This window comes from Sedimentitalea sp. XS_ASV28 (assembly GCF_041224545.1).
Lineage (GTDB): Bacteria > Pseudomonadota > Alphaproteobacteria > Rhodobacterales > Rhodobacteraceae > Sedimentitalea.
On the sequence record NZ_JBGFGP010000154.1, the window covers coordinates 1 to 3,140 of the forward strand.

The 3,140-nt window shown below is 60.9% G+C and carries 3 protein-coding genes; 1 reads left to right on the plus strand and 2 read right to left on the minus strand.

The window, feature by feature from the left end:
• Window positions 1-110: 110 nt before the first annotated feature.
• Window positions 111-407, minus strand: a complete 297-nt coding sequence (locus AB9K34_RS16730; RefSeq protein ID WP_369955574.1) for a hypothetical protein — start codon at window positions 405-407, stop codon at window positions 111-113.
• Window positions 408-588: 181 nt separating this feature from the next.
• Between AB9K34_RS16730 and AB9K34_RS16735 the strand changes: the two genes are divergently transcribed.
• Complete coding sequence (locus AB9K34_RS16735; protein WP_369955575.1) at window positions 589-1,236, plus strand: sulfotransferase family 2 domain-containing protein; 648 nt, start codon at window positions 589-591, stop codon at window positions 1,234-1,236.
• 167 nt (window positions 1,237-1,403) lie between these two features.
• On the opposite strand, the gene AB9K34_RS16740 is transcribed toward AB9K34_RS16735, so the two are convergent.
• A partial coding sequence (locus AB9K34_RS16740; protein ID WP_369955576.1) for a 3-hydroxyacyl-CoA dehydrogenase NAD-binding domain-containing protein occupies window positions 1,404-3,140 on the minus strand: 1,737 nt, incomplete at its 5' end.

The following is a 3,140-nucleotide window of genomic DNA, read 5'->3' on the forward strand; positions in this document are numbered from 1 at the left end:
AACAGCGGCTTCGCGGTCTGATCCGTCCAGATCCAGCAGTCTGCGCGACCGCAGGTGCCGCTTGCGGCAGAAAATCCTTGTCTAGCGCTCGGATACAGGCGATCTTCACCTCAAACGACACGCCACTTGGGGAATGCAGGACCAAAGGTCAGCGTCAGATCGAAACGTTGGATCGTTCCCGAAACCGAGCTCAGGTCAAAATTGTCCTGAAAGCGCGGTGCCTCGTTGTCGGCGACGGTCACCGAGTCCGAGTTGAGAGCGCCGGAGCCGTACTGCGCCGGTGCCACATTCCCGATTCCCGTGCCATAATCATGGGTGAACAGGCCGAGAGTCGCGGCCTGCGCGCCGCCGGCAACAGTCAGAGCGACCGCAGCGGCTGCGAGAATTGTAGAGTTCTTTGCAAACATGGATTGAGTCCCTGAAAAATGCACTATTGACGCCGTTCCTTATCCACTTATTCGCGCGTTAATTCAAATGGAATTAAATGATCTGGCAAAAAAATTGTTTTTCTTCCCTATCTTAAATAGGTGAATTGCGGAGAGTGCTGAATTATTGTCCTGAACACTGCATCAAATGGTAGGTAGTTCCGTGATTGTTTCCACCGGGCGACAATACGTCTTTGTTCACATCCCCAAGACGGGAGGAACGTCACTGGCGCTCGCCCTTGAGTCGCGCGCGATGCGGGATGATCTCATGCTCGGAGATACCCCCAAGGCCCGCAAGCGCCGCCGACGTCTGGAGGATGTCAGGTCGCGCGGGCGTCTGTGGAAGCACTCGACGCTCGCGGATATCGAAGGGCTGGTCGCGCCCGCGATATTGGATGAATTGTTTGCATTCACGCTGGTGCGCAATCCGTGGGACAGGGCGGTAAGCTATTACCACTGGTTGAGGGAGCAGAGTTTCGATCATCCTGCCGTCAAATTGGCACGGCAATTGGACTATTCCGGATTTGTCATGCATCCCCTGATCACGTCGGCGTTTCGATCCTATCCGGCAGGGCGTTACATGCGCCGTTCGGACGGGCGTGAGCAGTGTGATGCCTATATCCGGCTCGAACGGTTTGATGAGGACGCGGCGCCGCTGATCGCGCATCTGGGCTTCGACCTGCGATTGCCGCAAGAGAACCGGTCGCCACGCGCGCGCGATTATCGCGGCTATTACACCGATGAAAGCGCGGCGGCGATCGCCGAGTGCTGTGCCGAGGACATTGCCCGTTTCGGTTATGCCTTTGGCTGACCGGGCAGGGCACCGCCGAACGTCTCGCGACGCTCCCTTGTTCTCGGTTGAAAGACCGCTTGCCGGCACCGGAAATCCGCTGCCGGCACAATGGGTTGACAGGGTCACCCGCCAGCGCCGCGCCCGTGCGGGCCGGATGCGCCGGCAGGTGTCCCGGTCATGCCCGGTCAGGCCGCTGCGGCCTCGGGCGCGAAACGGCCATAGAAGGTCTGACCCTTTTCCGCCATCTCGCGCAGCAGGTCGGGGCATTTGAACCGTTCGCCGTATTTTTCGGTCAACTGGTCGCAGCGTTCGACGGCATAGGGCGCGCCGATGATGTCGAGCCAGCTGAGCGGGCCACCGGACCAGGGCGCAAAACCCCAGGCCAGGATCGCGCCCACATCGGCCTCGCGGATGTCTTCGATGACGCCTTCTTCCAGCGCGCGCACCGCTTCCAGCACCTGCGAGAACATCAGGCGCTCCTGCACTTCGATCAGGTCGGGCTGCTCTTCGGCGAGCGGATACCTGTCATGGATCCCCTGCCAGTACCCGATACGCTTGCCCTTTTCGTCATAATCGAAATAGCCGGCCTTGGCCTTGCGGCCCAGACGACCCTGTTCTTCCATCCAGAACACCAGATCGTCGGCTTCGGAGGCAGGGTATTCGTTGCCCATCGCTTCCTTTGTGGCGCGGATGATCTTGGCGGCGAGGTCGATGCTGGTTTCATCGCCAAGCTGCACCGGACCGACCGGGAAACCCAGTTGCTGCGCGGCGTGATCGATCAGGACCGGCGCGACGCCTTCGGTGATCATGCGCGTTGCTTCGTTGCCGTAAGGGATGATGCAGCGGTTGCAATAGAAGAACCGCGCGTCGTTGACGACGATGGGGGTCTTGCGGATCTGGCGCACGTAATCCAGCGCCTTGGCCACCGCGCGGGGGCCGGTTTCCTTGCCCTTGATGATCTCGACCAGCAGCATCTTTTCGACCGGTGAAAAGAAATGGATGCCGATGAACTGGTCCGGGCGTTTCGATGCCTTGGCCAGCCCGGTGATCGGCAGGGTCGAGGTGTTCGAGGCAAAGATGCAATCCTCGGGGATGATCGCCTCGACCTTCTGGGTCATCTCGGCCTTGACCTTGGGGTCTTCGAACACGGCCTCGATGATCAGGTCACAGTCGCAGAGCCGGTCGAGATCCGGCGTGGCGGTGATGAGATTCAGCATCGCCTCCTTCTTCTCCGGCGTGACCTTCTTGCGGGCGATCCCCTTGTCCAGATAGGCTTCGGTATAGGCCTTGCCCTTGTCCGCCGCCGCCTGATCGCGATCGATCAGGATGACATCGATTCCGGCCTGCGCGCTGACCAGCGCGATGCCCGCGCCCATCATGCCCGCGCCGAGAACACCGAGCTTCTTCACACGTTGATCCGGCACATCCTGTGGTCGCACGGCGCCTTTTTCGAGCGCCTCCTTGTTCAGGAAGAGCGAGCGGATCATTGCGCCCGAACTCGGGTTCATCAGAACAGATGTGAACCAGCGCGCCTCGATCCTGAGCGCGGTATCGAAATCGACCAGCGCCCCTTCATAGACCGCGCTCAGCAAGGCCTTGGGCGCGGGGAATGCGCCCTGCGTCTTGCCATGCACCATTGCATTGGCGCCCACGAAGGTCATGAAACCCGCCGGGTGATAGGGCGCGCCACCGGGCATCTTGTACCCCTTGGCGTCCCAGGGCTTGACGATGTCACTTTCCTTGGCGTTCAGAACCCAGTCGCGGGCTGCTGCGACCGGATCGTCCACCACCTCGTCCACCAGACCGGCGGCCTTGGCTTTTGTCGGTTCGACCATCTTGCCTTCGAGCAGGAAGGGCGACGCGCCCATCGCACCCAGCTTGCGCACCAGCCGCGTGGTGCCGCCCGCGCCGGGAAAGATACC